This window comes from Streptomyces sp. NPDC030820 (assembly GCF_055572075.1).
Window position 1 is genome coordinate 23281 of sequence record NZ_JBVIEB010000028.1, and the last position, 20679, is coordinate 43959.

At 67.2% G+C, this 20679-nt stretch carries 18 protein-coding genes and 5 pseudogenes; 9 read left to right on the top strand and 14 right to left on the bottom strand.

Annotated features, from left to right (window positions below):
• Positions 1-110: 110 nt before the first annotated feature.
• From ACZ418_RS41860 to ACZ418_RS41885, 6 genes are all read right to left on the bottom strand, one after another.
• On the bottom strand, positions 111-1361 hold the full coding sequence (locus ACZ418_RS41860; protein ID WP_468373854.1) for an MFS transporter: 1251 nt from the start codon (positions 1359-1361) through the stop codon (positions 111-113).
• Positions 1362-1398: 37 nt separating this feature from the next.
• The gene (locus ACZ418_RS41865; protein WP_468373857.1) at positions 1399-2820 is read right to left on the bottom strand and encodes an aldehyde dehydrogenase family protein; all 1422 of its coding nucleotides are present in this window, start codon (positions 2818-2820) and stop codon (positions 1399-1401) included.
• Between the two features lie 770 nt (positions 2821-3590).
• Positions 3591-5054 (bottom strand): dihydrolipoyl dehydrogenase family protein, encoded by a 1464-nt coding sequence (locus tag ACZ418_RS41870; protein ID WP_468373860.1) that lies wholly within the window; start codon positions 5052-5054, stop codon positions 3591-3593.
• A 913-nt stretch (positions 5055-5967) separates the two neighbouring features.
• Positions 5968-6432, bottom strand: a complete 465-nt coding sequence (locus tag ACZ418_RS41875) for a pyridoxamine 5'-phosphate oxidase family protein (RefSeq protein WP_468373863.1) — start codon at positions 6430-6432, stop codon at positions 5968-5970.
• 281 nt (positions 6433-6713) lie between these two features.
• Positions 6714-7673 carry an NADP-dependent oxidoreductase gene (locus tag ACZ418_RS41880; RefSeq protein ID WP_468373866.1) on the bottom strand — a complete coding sequence of 320 codons (960 nt, stop codon included), beginning with the start codon at positions 7671-7673 and terminating at the stop codon, positions 6714-6716.
• Between the two features lie 24 nt (positions 7674-7697).
• Positions 7698-8246: a carboxymuconolactone decarboxylase family protein gene (locus ACZ418_RS41885; protein WP_468373869.1), complete on the bottom strand. Its 549-nt coding sequence runs from the start codon at positions 8244-8246 to the stop codon at positions 7698-7700.
• Positions 8247-8388: 142 nt separating this feature from the next.
• On the opposite strand from ACZ418_RS41885, the gene ACZ418_RS41890 reads away from it, so the two are divergent.
• The 3 genes and pseudogenes from ACZ418_RS41890 to ACZ418_RS41900 all read left to right on the top strand — a co-directional run.
• Positions 8389-9042, top strand: coding sequence for a TetR/AcrR family transcriptional regulator (locus tag ACZ418_RS41890; protein WP_468373872.1), 654 nt, complete (start codon positions 8389-8391; stop codon positions 9040-9042).
• A 245-nt stretch (positions 9043-9287) separates the two neighbouring features.
• A complete protein-coding gene (locus ACZ418_RS41895; protein WP_468373875.1) occupies positions 9288-9449 on the top strand; it encodes a hypothetical protein in 162 nt (53 codons plus the stop codon).
• Between the two features lie 32 nt (positions 9450-9481).
• Positions 9482-9688, top strand: a pseudogene (locus ACZ418_RS41900) (SpoIIE family protein phosphatase); the annotation flags it as partial.
• 195 nt (positions 9689-9883) lie between these two features.
• Here the strand turns inward: ACZ418_RS41900 and ACZ418_RS41905 are convergent.
• The 4 genes and pseudogenes from ACZ418_RS41905 to ACZ418_RS41920 all read right to left on the bottom strand — a co-directional run.
• Positions 9884-10371: pseudogene (locus ACZ418_RS41905) on the bottom strand (alcohol dehydrogenase catalytic domain-containing protein); the annotation flags it as partial.
• A gap of 267 nt (positions 10372-10638) precedes the next feature.
• Positions 10639-11145, bottom strand: coding sequence for a GNAT family N-acetyltransferase (locus ACZ418_RS41910; RefSeq protein WP_468373878.1), 507 nt, complete (start codon positions 11143-11145; stop codon positions 10639-10641).
• A gap of 39 nt (positions 11146-11184) precedes the next feature.
• Positions 11185-11643 (bottom strand): GNAT family N-acetyltransferase, encoded by a 459-nt coding sequence (locus ACZ418_RS41915; RefSeq protein WP_468373881.1) that lies wholly within the window; start codon positions 11641-11643, stop codon positions 11185-11187.
• Positions 11644-12637: 994 nt separating this feature from the next.
• Positions 12638-12946: a hypothetical protein gene (locus ACZ418_RS41920; RefSeq protein ID WP_468373884.1), complete on the bottom strand. Its 309-nt coding sequence runs from the start codon at positions 12944-12946 to the stop codon at positions 12638-12640.
• A gap of 44 nt (positions 12947-12990) precedes the next feature.
• Here ACZ418_RS41920 and ACZ418_RS41925 point away from each other — a divergent pair.
• A pseudogene (locus ACZ418_RS41925) lies at positions 12991-13209 on the top strand (ISL3 family transposase); the annotation flags it as partial.
• Between the two features lie 87 nt (positions 13210-13296).
• Here the strand turns inward: ACZ418_RS41925 and ACZ418_RS41930 are convergent.
• Positions 13297-13935, bottom strand: a complete 639-nt coding sequence (locus ACZ418_RS41930; protein WP_468373887.1) for a TetR/AcrR family transcriptional regulator — start codon at positions 13933-13935, stop codon at positions 13297-13299.
• A 105-nt stretch (positions 13936-14040) separates the two neighbouring features.
• On the opposite strand from ACZ418_RS41930, the gene ACZ418_RS41935 reads away from it, so the two are divergent.
• From ACZ418_RS41935 to ACZ418_RS41945, 3 genes are all read left to right on the top strand, one after another.
• Entirely contained in the window at positions 14041-14574 is a 534-nt protein-coding gene (locus ACZ418_RS41935; protein WP_468373890.1) for a carboxymuconolactone decarboxylase family protein, read from the top strand.
• 137 nt (positions 14575-14711) lie between these two features.
• Positions 14712-15362, top strand: a complete 651-nt coding sequence (locus ACZ418_RS41940) for a nitroreductase family protein (protein WP_189908068.1) — start codon at positions 14712-14714, stop codon at positions 15360-15362.
• A 122-nt stretch (positions 15363-15484) separates the two neighbouring features.
• Positions 15485-15880 carry an MmcQ/YjbR family DNA-binding protein gene (locus tag ACZ418_RS41945; RefSeq protein ID WP_468373893.1) on the top strand — a complete coding sequence of 132 codons (396 nt, stop codon included), beginning with the start codon at positions 15485-15487 and terminating at the stop codon, positions 15878-15880.
• A gap of 53 nt (positions 15881-15933) precedes the next feature.
• On the opposite strand, the gene ACZ418_RS41950 is transcribed toward ACZ418_RS41945, so the two are convergent.
• Together ACZ418_RS41950 and ACZ418_RS41955 are read right to left on the bottom strand one after the other, a co-directional pair.
• On the bottom strand, positions 15934-16872 hold the full coding sequence (locus tag ACZ418_RS41950) for an IS630 family transposase (protein WP_468373896.1): 939 nt from the start codon (positions 16870-16872) through the stop codon (positions 15934-15936).
• 43 nt (positions 16873-16915) lie between these two features.
• A pseudogene (locus tag ACZ418_RS41955) lies at positions 16916-17089 on the bottom strand (TetR/AcrR family transcriptional regulator); the annotation flags it as partial.
• A gap of 255 nt (positions 17090-17344) precedes the next feature.
• On the opposite strand from ACZ418_RS41955, the gene ACZ418_RS41960 reads away from it, so the two are divergent.
• Together ACZ418_RS41960 and ACZ418_RS41965 are read left to right on the top strand one after the other, a co-directional pair.
• Complete coding sequence (locus ACZ418_RS41960; protein ID WP_468373899.1) at positions 17345-18487, top strand: MFS transporter; 1143 nt, start codon at positions 17345-17347, stop codon at positions 18485-18487.
• A 109-nt stretch (positions 18488-18596) separates the two neighbouring features.
• Positions 18597-19876, top strand: a pseudogene (locus tag ACZ418_RS41965) (IS701 family transposase).
• A gap of 310 nt (positions 19877-20186) precedes the next feature.
• On the opposite strand, the gene ACZ418_RS41970 reads toward ACZ418_RS41965, so the two are convergent.
• Positions 20187-20669 carry a cupin domain-containing protein gene (locus ACZ418_RS41970; RefSeq protein WP_468373902.1) on the bottom strand — a complete coding sequence of 161 codons (483 nt, stop codon included), beginning with the start codon at positions 20667-20669 and terminating at the stop codon, positions 20187-20189.
• Between the last annotated feature and the right edge of the window lie 10 nt (positions 20670-20679).

The window sequence follows — 20679 nt, forward strand, 5'->3', positions numbered from 1 at the left end:
TCGGGAGAATCAGGGGGATGCAGTGCGTGCGTCTGTGCACTGATTTGTCCGTAATGTGGCGTAATGGCACTGGCTACTGCAATTAGTCTGCTACGCAATGCTTTGGCCGATCAGCCCGGCTGAGGTCGGCCCGAGTGGACGGCGATCGCTCCTGCCGCCACCGCGAGCGGTGCCACGAGCAGCGCGAACCAGGAAAAGGTTGGCGCGATGCCGAGCCGGGAAGCGACGGCGCCCAGCGCGACCACCGGCATGCTCACCGCCACGTACGCCAGGGCGAAGAACCCCGGCAGGAGCTGGGAGTGGCCCCTGGCGAGCGCCGCCGCCGTCACGGTGCTGGTGGACCCCATGAAGCACAGGCCGAAGCCCGCGCCGCTGATCGCCGCACCGATGAAGAACAGGACGGCGTGAGCGGCGTCGAACCCGATCACGGACACCCCGACCCCGGCGGTGAGCAGCGCGCACCCCGTCACGGACGCCGCCCGGTCGCCGAGCCTGCGCAGCAGCATGGGAGCGATGCCGCCACAGCCCTGCACCACGAGGATGACCACCGAGGACAGTGCCCTGTCGGTGGTGTGCAGCAAGCCGGCGACCAGGTCGACCCCCAGCGCCAGGTACAGGCCGACGACCGCCCAACTGGCCGTCACGATGGGCGCCACCCGAAGCAGGACGCCCCGTGACTCCGCACCGAGCCGCAGCACCCGGGGTCGCCAGGGCCGTGGCCGTGCCGGCACGGTCTGCCAGGCGGGAATGGCCCGCACCAGTCCGAGTCCAGCGATGGACAGGACGGCCAGCACGACGAACGGGGTGATCAGTGGTGCGGGGGCGAACTGAACGGCGAGTCCGGAGAACACCGCGCCCAGCGCGATGCCGGTCGAGGTCGCCGCGCTGTTGGCCGCCGCCGCGACGCGGTGACTGCGGTCCCGGTGCAGATCCATCAGTGCCGAGCCCGCGCTGCTGGTGAGCAGCCCGACCGCGACGCCCTGGACCAGGCGGGCCAGGCACAGCGCCCAGGCTCCCGTGGCCAGGAGGAACACAAGGAAGCTGACGACAATGGTGACCAGCGCCACGCCGATCGTCCGCTGGGTGCCCAGATGCCCGGCCAGGCCCGCTGCCAGCAGCAGGGTCAGGATCGCGCCGAGGGCGTAGCAGGCGTAGACGATCGTCGAGACGGTCGTGCCGAAGTGCCATTGCTGCTGGTAGAGCCCGTACAGCGGTGACGGCGCGCTGCTGGCGGCCATGACCACGAAGACGACGCCGACCACGGTCCGAAAGTGCCAGGGACGGTGCAGCCGGCGGTGGCGTGCGGTGGGGTGCCGGCGCCCCCGGCTCGTGAGGGCGGCCGGCGTGTCGGTGGCGTTCAAGAGTCTTGCCCTCTCCGTGGAATTCCGGCGTCGGCCGTCAGCGGCCGAGGACGACCTTGGTCTCCAGGTACTCCCGCAAGCCGTCGGGGCCCCACTCACGGCCGTTGCCCGACTCCTTGTAGCCGCCCCAGGGGGCGGTCCAGTCGAACTCGGCGTTGTTGATGATCACGTAGCCCGCCTCGATGCGGGACGCGACCTCCTCGGCGTCCGCGAGATCGCTGCCGGTGACATAACCGGCGAGGCCGTACCGGGTGTCGTTGGCGATCTGGACGGCCTCGTCCACCGTGTCGTAGGTGATGATCGACATGACCGGACCGAAGATCTCTTCCTGGGCGATGGTCATGTCGTTGGTGACCCCGGTGAACACAGTGGGCTTGACGAAGTGCCCGTTCTCCAGGCTCTGCGGCTTGCCCAGGCCGCCTGTGACCAGGTGGGCTCCTTCGTCCAGGCCGGACTGGACATAGCGCTGGACGGTCCGCCACTGCTCGCCGGAGATCAGCGGGCCCATGTCGGTGCCCTCCGCGCGCGGGTCGCCGATCCGGAGCGACTCCACCCGCGGGAGCAGCACCGACAGGAACTCCTCCAGCCGCTCGCGCGGCACCAGGGTGCGGCTCGGCGCGCTGCAGATCTGGCCGGTGTTGGCCATCAGCCAGGTGAGCACCGTGTCGACCGCGACGTCGAGGTCGGCATCCGGCATGATCACCTGCGGCGACTTGCCGCCGAGTTCGGTGGCCACACGCTTGGCGCTCTCGGCAGCGGCGGCGTTCACCTGGAGCGCGGCCTCACCCGAGCCGGTGAAGGACACGACGGCGACGTCGGGGTGCGAGGCAAGCGCGTTTCCGATCACCGAGCCGCGGCCGGTCACGAGGTTGAAGACACCGGCGGGGACGCCGGCGGCGTCCAGGATCTCGGCCAGGACGACGGCCGAGTACGAAGCCAGCTGAGCCGGCTTGAGCACGACCGTGCAGCCGGCCGCCAGCGCCGAGGCGGTCTTGCCGGCCGGCTGGAGGGCGGGGAAGTTCCACGGAGTGATCAGAGCCGCTACCCCGATGGCTTCCTTGCGGATGTGGGTGGCGCCACGGTCCTCGGTGAACGCGAACGTCTTGAGCACCTGGGCGGCGGCCCGGAACTGGATCAGTCCGGCGGCCACGTGCATGGCACGGGACAGCGGCAGCGGACAGCCCAGCTCGGCGGTGACCGCCTGGGCCATGTCCTCGGCGCGGCGCTCGTACTCGTCGGCGATCCGCTCCAGCAACTCGATGCGCTCCTCGCGAGTGGTGCGGGAGAAGGAGGGGAATGCCCGGTGGGCCGCAGCAACCGCCAGATCGACGTCGGCCAGATCGCCGACCGCCACCCGGCTGGACACCTCACCGGTGGCCGGATCGGTCAGCTCGGCCACCCCGCCCTCGAGAGGCTCGCGCCAGGCGCCGTCGATGTACAGCTTGGTGTTGTCACGCATGTTCTGTCCCTGGATTCGTGGTTCTTTGGCGTCGCATGGACGACGTCGGTGGCAGAGGCGGCTTTCGTGTTCGAAGGCGCCTTGCGGAATCCATCGTCACGGGGAAGAACCCGGACATACAGGGAGGCCTTTTCCTGGGCACCGGTCCCTGGGAAAACCAGTACCAGCCACGCCGGGAAGACAGCTGAAGCGCGAAGTCAGGCGGGTGCGGCCTCGGTTGGAGGGCCGAGCTGGCGCTGGGGCGGGTCCTGTGCACGCTGCCGCACGGAGCGCGGAACGAAGCGGGTGGCGGCCCGGCTCCCTGCCCGGAGCGGTACACGGCCCAGCGACCGGGACACCTCGGGACTACCCGCCGAGCATTCCTGCCGGTCAAAGGACCGGCGGCGTACAAGCGGCAGGCTAGGCGGCACGGCACAGGCTCCTGGGGTTGCTCGGCTGCTGCGGAAGGAACTGGGCGACAGCGCTGACGCGTGGGAGGCGTTCATGGGGAAGGTGAGGCGCCTCACATCCAAGGCCACCACGAGCCTGTCGGCGCTGATCGACGAGGGGCTCGACGGCGGACCCGGTGCCTGATCAGTCGCGTGACCGCACATTCAGCTCCGCCCCGCCCTGATCGACGGCTGCCTTGCTAGCACCGGACTCACCCTCACCGATTGGCCGACAACAACCCGAAGTAGTCAGTAGGTCGGGTTGCCGGGTGGGGTCGGTGCCGTGCGTGCGGCCGCGTCAGGGGCGCGGACTGGGAGGCGAGGGTGCTAGGTGGCGGTGGTCTACGGCGTCTCCTGATCGTGCCGGTAGGCGGCGAGGAGGAAGAGCCAGATCTCGCTGACGGTGGGGAAGGGGGCGATCGCGTGCCTGAGCCGTTTGAGCGGGATCTCGCCGGCGACCGCGATGGTTGCCGAGTGCAGGAGCTCGCTGACGCCGGGACCGACGAAGGTCACTCCGAGGAGGACTTCCCGGTCGAGGTCGACGACCAGCCGGGCGTGGCCCTGGTAGCCGTCGGCGTAGAGGTTGGCGCCCTGGGCGGCGTTGAAGTCCAGGTCGACGGTCTTGATGCGGTATCCGGCGCGCTCCGCCCGTTCGGCGCTCAGGCCCACTGCGGCCGCCTCGGGGTCGCTGAAGAACACCTGCGGTACGGCGTACTGGTCGGCGGTGGTGGCATGGTCGCCCCAGGGCGTGTCGTCCAGCGGGCGGCCGGCGGCCCGGGCGCCGATGGCGTCGCCTGCCGTCCGGCCCTGGTACTTGCCCTGATGGGTGAGCAAGGCACGATGGTTGACGTCGCCGAGGGCGTACAGCCAGTTGCCGTCGACCCCCTGCACCAGGCAGGTGGTGTCCACATCGAGCCAGGAGCCGGAGGTGAGGCCGATGGTGTCCAGGCCGATATCGTCGGTGGCGGGGGTGCGGCCGGTGGCGCACAAGACCTCGTCGGCCTCCAGCTCGCTGCCGTCGTCGAGGGTGAGGGTGACCGGCCCCTCGGGGTCCGGGCGGCGCAGGGCGGTCACCTGGACGCCGGTCCGCACATCCGCGCCCGACTCTCTCAATCCCTGAGCGACCACTTCGCCGGCGAAGGGTTCCATGCGGGGGATCAAACGGCGCCGGGCGAGCAGGGTGACCTGGGAGCCGAGGCCCTGCCAGAGGGTGGCCATCTCGATGCCGACTCCGCCGCCGCCGATGATGGCGAGGCGAGTGGGCACGGTGCTGGATTCGGTGCCCTGCCGGCTCGTCCAGGGACGGGCCTCGGCGATGCCCGGGATGTCGGGCAACGCTGGTCGGCTTCCGGTGGCGATGGCCACTGCGTGCCTGGCAGTGAGGGTCTGCCGGGCGCCGTCGTCACGGGTGACGCTGACGCGTCGGGGCCCGTCGAGACGGCCGTGGCCACGGAAGAGGTCGGCTCCGATGGACTTGAGGAACAGAGCCTGTCTGGTGTCGTCCCAGTCGGAGACAGAGCGGTTGCGACGGGCGAAGACGCCGTCGGCGTCGACCCGACCGGTGACAGCCTGCCGGGCACCGTCCACGCGCCGCGCGTCGGCGAGCGCGATGACCGGCCGCAGCAGCGCCTTACTGGGCACGCACGCCCAGTACGCGCAGTCACCGCCGACCAGTTCCCGTTCCACGACCGCTACGGAGAGGCCGGTAGCACGGGCGCGGTCGGCGACGTTCGCACCGGCCGGCCCTGCGCCCAGCACGACCACGTCGTAAGGCACTCCTGTCTGGGTTTCGTGCGATTCGCTCATGTTCTTCCTCGCATTCCTGGGAGTGCCTGACGACGGTCGAGGCGGTGGTGCTGCGCGTCGGGCCTGGTGGGTCGGGCCTGGGCGGGGGCTCTCCGACCAGGCCAGGGCGCGTCGGTCAGGCGTCGGTGAGCGGGGTGACGACCGGCCATTCGATGTCGGTATCGGCGAGGACGTTTGAAGTAGTTCGTGAGGATGTTCAACACCAGATTGCCCGCAATCTCGGCGATCTCGGCGTCGGTGACGCCCACGGCCCGGGCAACCCTGAGCTGCGTCTCACCGATGTGGCCGCGGGCAGTGGCGTCGGACAGGGCCAGCACTGCGGCAGCATGCGGGTCGGCGGACTCCGCGTGGCGGGCACGCTCCAGTCCCCCGGCGTCGACCTTGGCGACGTATGCCCCTATGTAGGTGTGGGCGGAAGGACAGCAGGTGCAATTGTTGTGCTCCGCGGTGGCAATCGCCAGCCGTTCCCCGACCGGGGCCGGGATCAGGGTCCCGGTCCGCCGCGGGCAGCATCCTCGCGGCGATCACCCACGAGCAGCCGGACACCATCACCAAGACCGGCCCGGCCCGTCTACCCATGGCCGAGCGGAATATCCGCCTCGGAGAACCACAGGTCACACGGGGCCGGCTCGCCCGGCCGATACGTCCTCCGGGACACCGGGTCCACCGGCAAACACGCCGGTCCGAGCTCACGCACAACACGTTCCTTGAGGATCGTCCTCCCCCGCTGCCAGCCGATCCGCTCCGCAGTCACCGTCGCCGGCATCGTCGGCGTCTCCCGCAAAAGCTTGCGGATCTGCACCCTGACCGCGTCCACCGCCGAGCCCTTCAGCGGACGCTCGCACTTCGGCGGCCGGTCGGCGCAGACCACGGTCTGCGGCCGGCCCTGCGGGGCAGGTGGCCCGATGTCGCATCAAAGGTATGCCACACCGTAGTTGGCGGCCCACTCATGCTTCAGGTCATCCTCGTTCGCGTGCCCGAACGTGTACGCGGGAGAGTCCACCCGCAGCACCCGGTCCACCCTGATCAGTACGGCCTGGTGGCACGGGTAGATGGGATCGCCGTGGGTGTTCAGCACCCACTGGCGGGACCAGTCGTACACCGGGTCACCCTTCCCGCGGATCTCGGCTGTTCCCTTGAAGCGGTACCCCCGCCGGAGCAGGAAGTCGATCACGTTGACCTCAACCCGCGGATTGTGCCGCAGGTTCTCCACCGTATTGGGCGAGGCCATGTTCATGAATACCAGGTGATCGTCGTCGTAGACGCGCACGGACCCCTTCGGGGAGAGGTTCGGAGAGCCGTCCTCGCAGACCGTCGCAACGAACGCCAGCTTGGCGCTGGTGACGATCTGCCGCATGTCCTCAGTGAGCATTCCCATCGCTCGTCAACCTTTCCTAACACGTCTGCGTGCACCGCCCTCCTGGCCGTCACGACGCAGCCTCTTTCGAGTGCCACAACAGGACGATGGCCTGGTCCGGCCGATGCCCCGGCGCTCGCTCTGCGCTGTCGCGCGGGCTTCCCGATCGCGTTGGAAGCCCCCGGGTCGACCGCCTGATGTGCGCCGCGCCTGGTGAGTACGGCCGCGCACGGGGCCGTACCGTGTCCGGCGGGTGCCATGACGCGGTGTCAGGGCCGGGAGACACCCCGTCGTGGATGTGCTCAGGTGAGCACGATCTTCTTGCCGCCGGCCTGCCCGGCGGACACCCGGGCGAAAGCGGCCGGCCCCTCACTCAACGGGAGCGCTTCCACGTTCTGCTTCAGCTTCCCTTCCACAACCGCCTCCGCCAGATGGGCTAGCTGAGCGGCATCAGGCCGGACGTAGAGGTCCGTGCTGGTGATACCACGCTCTCCCTCTGGCGCGTCCGAGGTCAGCGACACCAGACGCCCATCGTCCCGCACCAGCGACAGCACGGCCTGCGCCGTACCACCAGCAGCGATCAGCGCACCATCGAACCCACCACGAACTCGACCCGCCCAATCCGAGCCGTGGTAGTCGACGACCTCCAACGCACCCAGACGACGCAGGCGCTCAGCAGCCGAAGCGGACGCCGTCACCGTCACCTCGATCCCCCGAGCAACAGCAATCTGCAACGCCAGCACACCGGTCGCCCCACCACCATTGGTGATCAGAAGCCGTTGCCCCTGGCTGAGCCCCAGCGCCTCCAGCGACTGGTACGCCGTGAGCCCGGCAACCGGCAGCGCCCCCGCCTGCACCGGATCCAGCCCCGCCGGGCAGATCGCAGCACTGGCCGCAGTGATCAGCACCCGCTCAGCCCAGAAGCCACTGCCACCCGGCAACGGGGCCTCATGCGCAAGCACCCGGTCACCGACAGCGAAGCCCTCGACATCAGGACCCACAGCCACAACCCGGCCCACGCCCTCTACACCCAGCGCCGCTGGCGGACGCAGCCCCACATCCCAGCCCGCACCGTTCAGCAACCGATCCCACGGACCGACACCAGCCGCCTCCACCTCCAGCAGAAGCTGACCAGCACCAGGAGCCGACGGCTCAGGCACCTCCAGGAGGACGACGTCCGCATCGGGTCCGGACACTCCGCTTGCCTTCATGGTTATCCCTTCAGTCGGTACGGCCGACGGTAGGTAGAGGCCGGCCGCCATATCTTCATTCTGGGGTTTCGGCGCTCAACTGGGCGTACCGACCGAGCCGGCGGAGGGGATGTCGATGTCGGTCTGGTTGACGTTGTTGAGAAAATTGGTCAGCAGGGCCTGCACTGCGACCGTGACGATCGCCAAGATCTGCGGGTCGGTGTAGCCCGCGCCGCGCACAGCCGCGAGGTCTGCGTCGCTGACTCGCCCGCGGCTCTCGACCACCCGCTGAGCGAAGCGAGCGGCTGCGGCGCGCTTGGGGTCGACCGAGCTCCCGGCGCGAGCCAGGTCGATGTCGTCGCTCGACATTCCGCTGAGTTCGGACGATACGTACGTGTGAATCGCCAGGCAGTAAGCGCAACCGTTGGCCTCCGAGACCGCGAGCGCGATGGTGTGCCGCGTCTTCGCGTCCAGAACGCGACTCATGGTGCTCTGCAGCGTCACGACTGCGTCAAGAACGGTCGGGTTCGACGCGATGGTCTTGAACATGTTCGGGACGAAGCCGAGCTGTCCGCCGATGTTGTCGAGGATGTCTTGCGCTCCCGCGGGGACATCGTCGGAAGAGGGAACGTTCAGTCGTGACATAGCGAATCAACCTCCGGTAGGCGTGCGAGTAGTCGCCGAGCCCAGGTCAGGCCGAGCGTTTTTGGGCTTGTCAGCCCACTCCTCAGAGCTAACACCGCCCAAGACTGGGCTGTCAAGCCCACCCTGCGGTATCGTGCGACGTATGGAAGCCACGACACGAGCTCGGGTGCCTCGCAAGCTCACGGACAAGGGCCAGGCGACGCGTACCCGGATCCTGGAGCATGCCGCGGAACTCATCTACACGAAGGGTGTCCACGCGACGAACAACGAGCAGCTCCGTCGCGCAGCCGGCGTCAGTGGGTCACAGCTCAACCACTACTTCCCGACCAAGGAGAGTCTCGTCCTGGCAGTCATCGCCTGGCAGGCCGATCGCGTCCTCGCATTCCATCGCAGTGAGCGATTCGCCTCCTTCAACGATCTCGACGCGTTTCGGGAGTGGGCGGATTTCTACGTCGGCTACGAGCGCGCCTACCAGGAAGGCTGTAGCCTCGGCTCCCTCGCGAGCGAGATCATCAAGACTGACCTTGACGTTCACGATGAGCTCGCCAGTGCGTTCGATCAGTGGCGGGACATCTTCCGCGACGGGCTCCAGCACATGCAGCAACTCGGCCGCATCAGCACTGACGCGGATCCGACGCAGCTGGCCAATCTACTTCTCTCCGCATTCCAAGGCGGCAGCCTCCTCGCTCAGGTCGCTCGGGACATCACCCCGCTGAAGGACGCGTTGCAGGCAGCCATCGACTACGTGCAGACCTTCGTGAGGTCTCCCGAAGTCGACGTACTGCAGGTTCGCTAGCCGGCGACGGTCTGAGACGGCCCATCGAACGTGAGAAGGGTCGTCTCCTCGACGGCGGGCCCATGCGGCAGTGGGGCATCCGACTCATGAGGCGGGCGCGCGAGACCGTCGTGGTGCGTGCAGATCCCCGCGGTTGTGCGGCTTGTCGTTCAGCAAGGTCGCGGCCCCATCCGTGGCGACGTCCCGGGAGGCGGGTACGGCGCGTCTCCCGGGCCCTTGACGCCGTTCGATGTCGATGAGCATGCATGTCACGGCTGCGCTCCGCCGAAGTTCAAGTGGTCTTTCTGAACGCCGACCAAGATCGAATCAACCTGTCCCCCGGAGTCCCACTCAACGTCGACCTGGACACCACACTGACCGTCGTCGCCGGGAACCTCTACCGGATGCTCGCCCGTAAACTGCCCTAGTCGACGCACAAGGCCAGGTCACCTTCCCCGACCTGCCCACCGGAGCCCCACTCGGCCTCGGCCTCGGCCTGGTCCCCTTCGACGCCGTGGAAGTGGAACTGCCCGAAGGAAGCCTGCTCGCGTTCTACACCGACGGCCTGGTCGAATCCCGTGACGACGACATCGAGGTCGGCATGCACCGCCTCGGCACCGCCCTGGCACAACCCGAACAGTCCTTGGAAGACTTGTGCCCCTCAGTGATGGAAACCGTGCCGACTCAGGCAGCATCTGACGACGTCGCCTTGCTCCTCGCCCGGATCCACACATTCAAGCCGGCCCACATTGCCTCCTGGGACCTGCCAACCGAGCCGGCCGTCGTCAGCGCCGCCCGGCACCTGGCCGCCCATCAACTCAGCGAATGGGGACTGGAGCAGCTCGTGCCCACCACGGAGCTGTTCATCAGCGAACTGGTCACCAACGCTATCCACCACGGCGCCGGCCGCGCCGTGCACAAGGACGCTCTGCCCCGCCCCGAGGTGGCCATGCTCGAACAGCCCCTGCCACGCGGTCAGGCCAGTCATCGCGACGCCCGCACCTACCGTGAAGTCAACGTCGCCGGGCAACGGCGCAAGGTTGCGCGCCTCGACCACGACAAACTCTGCCAGGGTGCCGTCGCGGGTCCAGTCGGTGAGGCCGAACACCCGCTGTCCCACCGACAGCCCCGCCGTTCCATAGCTGAGGGCGGTGACTACACCGGCCACCTCGTGGCCCGGGATTGACGGCGTGCGGTCACGGCCGAGGCGATCGATCCAGGTCGAGGGCCACTCCAGCTCGTCCCAGTGAATCCTGACGCATGAACTTCCACGACGACATCGCCGCAGTTCGCGCCTTCAAGGCTAGCGAGCCCCGCCGTGTCCGGATCGGGTCGCTCCACTAGCTTCATCCCTGCCGTCCGTCACCACAACCGCTTTCATCTGAATACCTCTCTCCGTAACAGCCCTCGTTCACCTCCTGCACGAGATAACGAGGGATCTCTGTTCTCTCCGCGTTCAGATGGACGAACCCGGATGGTTGTCTTCGTTTTTGTCCCGTTCGGTCGGGTTGAAGGCGCCGACGGCATCGGCGGGGGTCGAGGCACTGCCGATGCTCGTCCGCGCCGACCATATCCGGACTCGCCGAAGGACTCGAAGCACGTTTGAAAGACGGACGGCTACATCAAGTCGCGCTCGAGCGCGGCGATCTGCTTCTCGTCGTCCGGCCCGCCCGCGGGACCGTGCTGGTGGTCCGGCCCGTCTGCGGGTTCGTGCTGTGGGTGGGCGCCTGAGCCCGGATGAACCTTGTCGATGAGATCGAGGTATTGCGGGTGGCGGGCAATAAACTCGCCCACAACCGGGCAGATGATGGTGACCTTCTTTCCGCTCTCGCGGATCTCGTTCAGCACGCGAGCGATGAGCTCGGTGGCTACCCGATGGTGGCGGTAGGCGGGGTCGACCCAGGTCGTCAACAGTACGACGCGGCCGCCGACGAAGCGATATGGGAGTTCTGCGATCGCTTCGGGACCGAGGGACGCGATCCAGCGACCGCGCTCCGCGTCGTTGGCGATATCGACCTCCCAGGCGGACTCGGCCTCACGGAGACCGGTCTCGCCCAGAGCAGCGATGAGGGCCGCGTTGTTCTGTTCACGAAAGGCCGCCTCGGCCTCGATGTTGGTCGTCACTGTCGAACACCTTCTGTCAGCGGAGCCCAGCGGGTTGGTTCAGGACTGGTGCGACCCTGTGGTCGCGCCCGGGTGCTCAGGGTCGATGAGGTCCGCATACTCGGGGTTGTGCTCGATGAAGGTGCGCACGATCGGACACATGATGGTGACCGTCATTCCTCGCGTGCGCACGTCGTCGAGGACGCGTCGGATCAGCTCGGTGGCGATGCCCTGTCTGCGGTACTCGGGGAACACTGAGGTGGCCATGAGCACGAGTCGGTCGTCGCCGGCGACGTTGTAGGGCAGGCCGGCGATCTCGGTGTCGCCGGCGATGGCCTCGTAGATGCCGGTTTTCTCGTCGTTGACGACGTGGAAGTCGAACGCGGGGGCGTGGGGATGATCGATCACCTCGTCGATGCGGACGGCCTGGTCCTGACTGAGGGTGCCTTTCCCATTGGGGTGTCCGGCCTCGTCGGGGTACTCGATGGCGTAGCGGGGCCGTTCGGTTGGCTCGGTCATGCGGTGTTCCTTCGTTGCTTGCTGATTCGGGGTACGCCGTGTCGAGCCTTGCCCGGCCACAGCCCCGATACATCGGCGCGCGACACCGGCCCCACCCTGTCCATGACGGGGAAGTCCTGTACAGGCTTGGACTTCTTGCTTCTCATTCGTGTCCTGCAACCGCTGCTCGCCGCCGCGCGCTCCACCCTGTAGCCCCGATGGGTGGGCCACTGCTTGGGGCGACTGAACAGGACGATTACGTCCACATCAGGAGGGCGAAGCATCGTTCGACAACCATCAGCGGTGATCCCGTGCTGCGGCGCTGGTCGGCAGGGTTCGACAGTGCGAGCAGCGCGAAGCCCTGGGTCTGACGTGGTCAACGTTGCACCTGCCCGCGCCTGGGCGACACACCTCCCGATCGGAGCCTGTCATGTCTAGGACCGAGACGCCTGCGGTAGGCCACGGCGACCGCATCAATGCAGCCGACATCGCGGAAGCGGCGACGAGGGCACCATTCACCTACACCGACGGGGCAACACAGGTGTTCACTCACGACGGGCGCACCACCTACGTCGAGAAGGGGAGCCAATCGTCCGGAGAGGGGGGAGTAGACGATCAACGGCGGTTTTGGTCTTTCTGGCCACCCACCTACCGTGCCACCTAAGACGTCTCGTGGATCACAGGTGCCGATGGCGATGTCGCCAGCGGTGAATCGCGGAGGGACGTTCGGGGGACGGTACCTCCGAGTGCGCCTGATTCCCGGGACGAGGCCTACCCTCGCGCTCTTCTTGCGGGAGATCTCCGTAGAGGCTGTATCCGTTGTATTCCCAGAATAGGCGCTCCGGTCCCAGAAGCCCGGGTCGTTGTCTGACCTCGTCAGGCCCCGGGTCCACGTCGCGCCCCGTGGGAGACGGCCCATACTGTGTGCCCGACATGCGCCCACCCTGGTGGACACCCGCCCGAGCCCGGTACGGGAGCCGTGCTACGGATACAGTAGGCCGTGCTTTAGTGGACGTTAAGTCCGCTTCTGGTAGCGGACTCGTCCGGGTTGGGCGAGGAAGCCTTGTCGGGCGAGGCGTCCGAGGCGGCTGCGGGTGACGTTGACGGTCGCCTCGTCGGTGGGCATGCCGAGGAGTTCGTGCAGCTCGCGGGCTCGGAATGCCCGGCCGGGGTGCTGGTTGAAGGCGTTCACGATGGCCTGGTAAGCGGTGTTCGTCTCGGGCGGATCGGGCTTGGTCCCGGGCGGGACGCGTTCGGCAATGACCTTCCGGGTGGTGGCCAGGTCTGCAAGTCGCGCTTCGGTCTCGGCCAGGACGGCGGTCAAGTGGTCAATCTGGTCGCGTAGTTCGCGGGCCCGGGCCGTGGTTTACCGAGTGGATCACCACCGCCCGCGCCGTGGACCTGCCCCACCTGCGCAGCCTTACCAACGGCCTCGAAATCGACCGGCACGCTGTAGATGCCGGCCTCACATTGCCCTACCACAACGGCCGCACCGAAGATGCCAACACCCGCACCAAGAGAATCATGAGACAGATGCACGGACGCGCCGGATTCGGCCTCCTCCGCCACCGCATCCTCCTGCCCTGACGGACACCCAGCGTCACCACCGACTACGAGCCAGAGCCAGATTCCTGATAGATCCCTGGAACAAGAGGCCCGGGCTTCGTATCAGGTTCACACGACGTCGTCTGACGTTGTGTACGCGCGAAGATGCTCGACCGCGGCATACAGCGCGTCACGCAAAGGCGCTATGTCGCGGGCGATCTGCGCGAGTAGGCTGCCTCCCTGGTAGGCGGCGATCAGCATGTGTGCGAGTTGCGCCGGATCCGCCGACGCGTCGATTCGTCCGTCATATTGCATCCGCTCGAGTCCCGCTCGGAAGATGTCCCGCCATTCGGCGAAGACGCGGGTGAGGTCGTCGCGGACATCCAGATCGGTCTTGACGATCTCGCTCGCGAGGGATCCGAGGCTGCAGCCGTTCTCGAACGGGCGACCGGAGACGACGAAGAAGTCCGCCCACTCCTGGTACGCCTCGATCGTGTCGAAGCCGGCGAACCGTTCGCTTCGGTGGAAGCCGAGCACGCTCTCGGCCTGCCAGTCGATGACGGCGCGCACCAGGCTCTCCTTGTTCGCGAAGTAGTGACTCAACTGCGAGCCGCTGACCCCCGCTGCTCTTCGCACCAGCTCGTTGTTCGTCGCGTGGACCCCCTGCGTGTAGATCAATTCCGCGGCGTGCTCGAGGATGCGACCTCGCGTCGCCAGCCCCTTGCCCGTGCGCCCGCGAAGATCACGCGATCCATCGTTCATCTGCATGTCACCACCCTACCCCGCAGATTGGGCTTGACAGCCCAATCCGAGTCGTGTTCATTGTGGGTGGGCTAAACAGCCCAGACTGATACCGGCCGGAGGACCACCACCATGTCTCGTCTCACCACGCCCCAGCTCACCGACATCGACGCCAAGACGCAAGGCACGCTCGACGCCATCGCCAAGCAGTTCGGCTTCGCTCCGGGCATGTTCACCACGCTCGCCGCCAACCCGACTGTCCTCGAGATCGTGATGGGCCTGCAGGGCAGCATCGCGAAGCTCCTCGACGCGAAGACCCGCCACACGATCGCGCTGGCCACGTCCCATTCCAACAACTGCGACTACTGCTCGGCGCTGCACGGATACATCTCCGCGAACCTCGGAGGCATGTCCACCGAGGAGATCGAGCTGGCCCGCACCGGCGGCTCCACCGATCCCAAGCGTGCCGCCGTCGCTCGCTTCTCCCAGCAGGTGATCGAGACCCGCGGTCAGGTGGGCGACAAGGACATCGCCGCGGTCCGCGAAGCCGGGTACACGGACCCCGAGATCCAGGCGATCGTCACCGTCGTGGTCGTCACGCTGCTCACGAACTACCTCAACAACGTCAACGAAACCGTCGTCGACATCCCCGGTGCAGGCGCGTAACCAACGACGCCGCGACCGCATCGACTGGCACGGAGGTCGCCCCAATGAAAGCGATGTTCACCACGTACTGACGTGACTCCAACGCCCAGAAACCGCCTCCTGCCCCGATCTCTCTGACAACGAAACGAAAGCCAACCATGGATCTCGACAATCTGATCACCAAGCACCTCACCCGCTACTTCGACCCGAACAAGAAGATCCCGGAGGAGACCTTCCAGCTCCTGCTGCGCTACCTACGCACGTCGCCGACGACGATCAACATCCAGCCGAACCACTTCCATGTGCTGGAGTCGCAGGCCGGCAAGGACAAGCTTGCGGACGCTCTCGTCGGCCGCTTCGCGGACAACGCGGAGAAAGTGCGGAACGCGTCGCACGCGATCGTGTTCACGACCCGCAAGACGATTCCCGACGAGCACTTGCAGGAGATCTTCGCGAAGGAGCGCGCGGACGGTCGCTTCGCGGACCCGGAGATCCAGAAGGGATGGGAGGCTGGAGCGTCCAACTTCGTGGAGATCCAGTCGGAGAACTATGGCGGCGACGTGCTCCACTGGCTGGAGAAGAACACGTACCTCGTGGTCGGCGCGACCATGATGGCCGCCGCTTCTCTCGGAGTCGACGCCACCCCGCTGGAAGGGTTCGACCGCGCGACGATCGACGAAGCGTTCGGCCTCACCGACACCGACTTCACCACGACGCTGCTCGTCGTGCTCGGGTACCCGGACGAGACGCGCGTCTCTCGCCAGCCGGTCTCGCGCTTCGACGCCGAGAAGATCTTCACCCACATGTGACGAACTGAGCGGGTGCGCGAACGGCGCGCCTGCTCGGTTCTGCGCAACTCGACTGTCCGGCACCCGCACCTCTCCTCGACGGACGCCGGGCAGTCGACCCCTACCGACCTCGAGGAGGCAAGATGCGCGCAGACAGGACAGTCCAGAACCGCGCGGCCGCGTGCGCCGCAGAGCTCCCGCGTTCAGAGCACACGCACCGGTTCACCGGCGACTGGGAGGTGTGGAAAGTCGGTGGCAAGGTGTTCATGCTGCAGACATCGATGCCTGGGGAGCCGGTCGTGATCCTCAAAGCCGATCCCTCAGATGCGGACACTCTCCGCGCGTCGCACACGAGCATTTCTCGCGGCTACCACATGGACAAGAAGCACTGGATCACCATCAGACCTGGTGCGGATATCGAGCAGGCGCTTGTGGACAACCTCGTGACCGAGTCGTATCTGCTCGTCGTCGCGGGCCTTCCCAGACAGAACCGCCCGGTCGACCCCGACACTTTCAGCTTTCTGCCGTCCGCCGACTGACCGACGCGGCGCCAGACAAAAACAAAACCGGCTCTTCCCCGATCCGGTGGGGATCATGGCGTGAGGCCGCTGGCGGCTAGTGCAGCAGCGCATTGATCTTGCGAGGGCCATGCGGCTTTGAGCGGGGTTCCGTCGTAGGTCCAGCGGAACGGTCGGGTCTCATCGTCGTAGGCGAGAGTGAACTCGCAGATCTGGTCGATGAGGTCCTGGCGCGAGGTGAACTCACCGCGCCGCGGCAGTCGGCGGGCCAGGATCGAGAAGAAGATCTCGACTTGGTTGAGCCACGAGGCGTGTTTGGGTGTGTGGTGGACGGCGAACCTCGGGTGTGCTGCCAGCCAGGCCCGGGTCGCCTTCGGGGCATGGGACGACCCGTTGTCGAGGACCAGGTGGATCGTGAGCTTCGGGTCGATGGACTGGTCGAGCATCCGCAGGAAGCTGATGAAGGTGGCCGAGTCGTTGCGGACGATGTCTTCGACCAGGACCTGACCGGTGTGCACGTCCAGGGCCGCGATGATGCAGGCGGTGCCGTGGCGTCGGTACTCGAACTCGCGCCGCTCGAACTGGCCAGGCTTCACCGGGCGGGTCGGATGGCGGCGGGAGCAAGCCTGCATCGCGGTCTTCTCATCCACGCTGTGCACGACGGAGTGGGGCGGGCAGTGCGGATAGAGGGCGCAGGCCTCGGCGGCCTTGGTGTAGCAGTTCGGATCGTCCGGGCAAGTGAGCCACCCACGTACCAGGTGCGGTTTGAGGTCGAGGCCGGCCAGGATCCGTCCGACCTGGGACGCTGAGATCCCGATGGCGTTCAGGCGATGGGCGATGGCGCGGCGAGTCCAGTGGCTGTTGGTGGCGGGCCGGGCGGAGGTGACGGTGGCGACGATGGCCAGGTGCACGTCGGGGCCGTAACGGCGGGAGCGACCAGGCCGGGGCCGGTCCTCCAGCGCGGCCAGGCCGTCGGCGGCGAACCGCTTGCGCCAGCGCCGCACGGCGTCCACATGCAGGCCGGGCGATCACGGCCAGGACCGGACTCTCCTTCGTCGGGAAGTAGTGGTTCAGCTGCGGCCCGCTGACGCCGGCCGCGCGACGGAGCTGCTCGTTGTTGGTCGCGTGGACACCCTTCGCGCAGATGAGTACCGCGGCATGCCGGGCGCGCGTCGCCTGATCCTTGTCCGTGAGCTTGCGAGGAACCCGTGTTCCCGTCGTGGCCTCCATACGTCACACGACACCGCAGACTGGGCTTGACAGCCCAGTCTTGGATGGTGTTACCCCTGAGAACTGGGTTGCCAAGCCCAAAAAGTTCGGCCCGGCCTGGGCTCGGCGACTACTCGCACAGCTACCGGAGGTTGATCCGTCATGTCGCGACTGAATGCGTCCCCTCTCGACGACGCAGATGTGTCACCAGTGATCAACCGGCCTCGCCAGGGCAGAACGCTCCGGCTGGCATTCTCATCTGGGATCGTCTCCCTGGTGGCCTCGTTTGCCGCGTCGGCCGCGCCGATCCCCCTGTTCAACACCTACCGGGCCGAGGACGGGTTCACCAACGCCGGCATCTCGCTGGCCTTCGTCACCTACTCCGTCGGCATTATCGCCGCACTGTTGGTGCTGGGAAGGCTGTCCAATCATCTGGGCCGACGGCGCACCGCGATCGCTAGCCTCGGTCTGCTCCTGCTGGGCTGTCTGCTGCTGCTGAACGTGCACGACATCGGCACTCTGCTGGCCGGTCGGCTCCTGATGGGCGTCGGTACGGGGTTGGCCAGCAGCAGCCTCACCTCCTACATCGTCGACGCCGCGCCCACCAGGCCGGCATGGTTGGCCTCCGTCGCGTCCAGCCAGGGACCCATGCTCGGCCTCACCCTCGGCGCCATCGCCGCCGGCGCCCTGGTCCAGTTCGCCCCCTGGCCACGCGAGCTCATCTACCTGGTTTGCGCCGGTCTCCTCGTACTGTCTGCCGCACTCATCGTCGTCAGCCCGGAGACCGCGAAGCCGACGCCGGGCGCTTGGCGATCACTGCGGCCCCGGGTCCGCGTACCGGCTCGGGTCAGGCGTCTGCTCCCTGTCGCGGCCGTGGTGTTCGTGACCGCCTATGCGACCGGGGCTTTCTACCAGTCCTTCATGCCCGCACTGGTCGAAGATCAACTCCATACCCGCAGCCCGCTCATCCTCGGACTGGTGTTTGCCTGCTACATGGCCCCCAGCGTTCTCGGCGCTCCCATCGGCGGCCGGTTCACACCAGCGGCAGCCCAACGCATCGGCATGATCATCGTCCTGATCGGATGGATCGGCATCATCACAGCCATTGCCATCGGCACACTGCCGTTGTTCATCGCTGCAACCATCGTCACCGGCGTCGGTCAAGGCATCGCCGTGAGCGCCGCCACCCGCGGCCTGCTGCACGGCAGCGCCCTGGCCGACAGGGCGCCGATCTTCAGCGCGGTCTACCTCCTCTGCTACAGCGGCGCCGCCTTGATCAGCCTCATCTTCGGCCAGCTCTCGAACGCCTTTTCACTACCACAGATCGCGCTCGGATACGGCGCCCTTGCCGTTATCGCCACCCTGTTCACGGTCCTCGCCGCACGCAACCCGCATACGGACCCGACCGGTCAACGGTGAGTACTCGCATGGCGAACCTCACCGCCAGAGCATTGCCGACGTGCCGTGCCATAGTAGGACTCCGTTAGGTCGTCTTCCGGGTCGGGCTGTTCCTGGGCACGTTGGATGTGTGGATGCACACGAAGTGAAGCGTGTACGGGCCAGGTTGGCGTTATACGTGGCTGATGTGTTCGCCTCGGTGCCGCGCAAGGACCAGCGGGCCAAGGGCGACTGCTACCTGCGGGGACTGATGCTGGACGGCCGCCGCAAGTCGATCCAGGCCATGGCCGCTCGGCTGCCGGACGGCAACGAGCAGAACCTCCAGCAGTTCGTGAACCAGTCCACCTGGGATCCCGTGCCGGTGCAGCGTCGGATCTGCGAACGCATGCTGCCGCTCATCGCCCCGACGGCCTGGGTGATCGACGACGTGTCGGTGCCCAAGGACGGAAGAATGTCGGTCGCTGTGGCCCCGCAGTACTGCGGGGCCCTGGGCAAACGCGCCAACTGCCAGGTCGCGGTCAGCGTCCACGCCGCGACCGACACCGCCTCATGCCCGTTGCAGTGGCGGCTGTTGCTGCCTCAGGAATGGGAAGCGGACAACGACCGCAGGACTGCCGCCCGCGGCCCGACCGAGGTCAGACACCGCGAGAAGTGGCGGCTGGTACTGGACATGCTCGACACGCTGGCCGACTGGGGAATGAATCCGCCGGTCGTCGTGGCCGACGCCGCCTACGGCACCAACGCACACCTGCGCGCCGCCCTGACGGACCGCGGAATCGACTACGTGCTGGCCGTCCGCGCGGATGTGACCGCCCACCCCTTCGACGCGGAGCCCGAGACGCCGGACCGCAACGGACCCATCGGCTACCGGCCCCAGCCTCGCTATCGACAGCCCGCACCGTCGGTGGCGGCCCTGACCGCCGGACTCGAGCCGCAGGCGTTCACCACCATCGCCTGGCGGCAGGGCACGCGCGGGGAGTTGCGGTCCCGCGTCGCCGCCGTGCGCGTCCGCCCCGCCGGCAAGGCCGTCGAGCGTCCGATCAAAGCCGCTGCATCCTCCGAGCAGGGCTGGTGGGACGGCATCCTGCCCGACTGCTGGCTGCTTGTGGAGTGGCCAGAAGAGGCCGAGACTCCCACCGATACTGGCTATCCAGCCTGCCGGCAGACACCCCGATCGCCGGCCTGGTCCGCCTGGCCAAAGTCCGCTGGCGCATCGAACACGACTACCGAGAACTCAAGCACGGCCTCGGCCTGGACCACTTCGAAGGCCGTTCCTGGCCGGGCTGGCACCACTACGTCACCCTCGTGACCGCAGCCCATGCCTTCCTCACCGAACAGCGTCTGGCCCCAAAAGCGCCCGGCCAAGGCTCTCCTTCTACCAGATACTCGACGCCCTCCAGGACGTCTTGAGGTGCTGGACCGGCATTTGCACCACCTGCCACCAACCCCTGCCCACCAGGACACACACAACACCAAGATCAAGACAGACCTACTGGTGATCGCGACACGGTTGAAGGCGTTCATCACGGTTACCAGCCAGGCGATCGCCGAGACCTGGTCTACGGTGAGTACGGCCGCGGCTGCGTTGAAGTCCTCGTCGCTGGCGTGTCCGTCCGGCACGCATGTGATCGCCTCGGTCAGGCGGAGGGGTGCACGGTCGGTCTCGGAGAAGTAGCCGGGTGCTGCGCGCCGCGGTGCCGCCCGCTGCGCGCCCACCGGGCTACGACGCCGGGTCGTCGACCTTGAGCTTGGCTCCGGTGTTGGAGACGAAGACGACCAGGAGCTTGGCCCGTGTCGTCGAGCTGGTGTTCTCGGCGAGGACATGGTGGGCACCTGGCGGCTCGACCCAGTTCTCGCCCTGGTGGTAGGTACGCACGGGCTTGCCCTCGAGCTGGCTGCGCACGGTGCCTTCGAGGACGTAGGCGTAGACGAAGGCCTGGCCGTGCCGGTGCGGCAGCGCGCTTGCGTTGGGCGGGAAGTCGACGATCGCCGAGGTGAACGTCTTGCCCTTCACATTCGGAAGGGCCTGCTGGAGCAGCGGCTTGAGGGTTTCGGTGGGGCTTGTCGATGCCATGGCCGCAGGCGATGCCGCGGCCGCGGTCGTGCCCGTGGCGTGGGTGGGCTGGTCCGAGGTCGAGCAGGCCGTGGCCGCCGTCAGCGTGGCGACGGCCAGCAAGCCACCGGCGATCCGCATTCTCATCATGATCGGTCTC

Bases quoted from the DNA above. Each gene is read 5' to 3' on its own strand.
- ACZ418_RS41880 (WP_468373866.1), bottom strand. From the start codon at position 7,673: ATGGCGGCCGGCCTCTACCTACCGTCGGCCGTACCGACTGAAGGGATA.
- ACZ418_RS41870 (WP_468373860.1), bottom strand. From the start codon at position 5,054: ATGAGCGAATCGCACGAAACCCAGACAGGAGTGCCTTACGACGTGGTC.
- ACZ418_RS41885 (WP_468373869.1), bottom strand. From the start codon at position 8,246: ATGTCACGACTGAACGTTCCCTCTTCCGACGATGTCCCCGCGGGAGCG.
- ACZ418_RS41945 (WP_468373893.1), top strand. From the start codon at position 15,485: ATGCGCGCAGACAGGACAGTCCAGAACCGCGCGGCCGCGTGCGCCGCA.
- ACZ418_RS41940 (WP_189908068.1), top strand. From the start codon at position 14,712: ATGGATCTCGACAATCTGATCACCAAGCACCTCACCCGCTACTTCGAC.
- ACZ418_RS41915 (WP_468373881.1), bottom strand. From the start codon at position 11,643: ATGACCGAGCCAACCGAACGGCCCCGCTACGCCATCGAGTACCCCGAC.
- ACZ418_RS41935 (WP_468373890.1), top strand. From the start codon at position 14,041: ATGTCTCGTCTCACCACGCCCCAGCTCACCGACATCGACGCCAAGACG.
- ACZ418_RS41895 (WP_468373875.1), top strand. From the start codon at position 9,288: ATGTCACGGCTGCGCTCCGCCGAAGTTCAAGTGGTCTTTCTGAACGCC.
- ACZ418_RS41970 (WP_468373902.1), bottom strand. From the start codon at position 20,669: ATGATGAGAATGCGGATCGCCGGTGGCTTGCTGGCCGTCGCCACGCTG.
- ACZ418_RS41890 (WP_468373872.1), top strand. From the start codon at position 8,389: ATGGAAGCCACGACACGAGCTCGGGTGCCTCGCAAGCTCACGGACAAG.
- ACZ418_RS41865 (WP_468373857.1), bottom strand. From the start codon at position 2,820: ATGCGTGACAACACCAAGCTGTACATCGACGGCGCCTGGCGCGAGCCT.
- ACZ418_RS41875 (WP_468373863.1), bottom strand. From the start codon at position 6,432: ATGGGAATGCTCACTGAGGACATGCGGCAGATCGTCACCAGCGCCAAG.
- ACZ418_RS41930 (WP_468373887.1), bottom strand. From the start codon at position 13,935: ATGCAGATGAACGATGGATCGCGTGATCTTCGCGGGCGCACGGGCAAG.